This window comes from Streptomyces mauvecolor (assembly GCF_039532965.1).
In the GTDB taxonomy this organism is placed as follows: Bacteria; Actinomycetota; Actinomycetes; order Streptomycetales; family Streptomycetaceae; genus Streptomyces; species Streptomyces violascens.
Window position 1 is genome coordinate 1 of sequence record NZ_BAAASQ010000059.1, and the last position, 521, is coordinate 521.

Sequence of the window (521 nt, forward strand, 5' to 3'; positions counted from 1 at the left end):
TAGGCGTTCACCATCACGACCGGGTCGTTGTGCTTGACCGAGATCTTGATGTCACGGAACCCGTGCTCCTCGAAGAGCGAGGCCTCCCACAGAGCCGACTCGACCAGCGCCTCCGGCGTCGCCTTCCCGTACTTCTTCAGCAGCCGCGCGTCCAGCGAGCCCGCGTTCACACCGATCCGGATCGGCGTCCCCGCGTCCTTCGCGGCCAGCGCGATCTCCCTGACCTTGTCGTCGAACTGCTTGATATTGCCCGGATTCACCCGCACCGCGGCACACCCGGCATCGATCGCCGCGAACACATACTTCGGCTGGAAGTGAATGTCCGCGATCACCGGGATCTGCGACTTCCGCGCGATCGTCGCCAGCGCATCGGCATCATCCTGCGTCGGACAGGCAACACGGACGATCTGACAGCCCGACGCCGTCAGCTCGGCGATCTGCTGCAACGTCGCGCCGATGTCCGACGTCCTCGTCGTGGTCATGGACTGCACCGAGACGGGTGCGTCCCCGCCGACCGCCAC

1 protein-coding gene is annotated in these 521 nt (G+C 65.6%); it reads right to left on the reverse strand.

The window, feature by feature from the left end; genetic code table 11:
* Nucleotides 1–521, reverse strand: a 521-nt coding sequence (locus ABD346_RS38200) for a flavodoxin-dependent (E)-4-hydroxy-3-methylbut-2-enyl-diphosphate synthase (RefSeq protein WP_344380923.1), incomplete at both ends; no start/stop codon positions are given.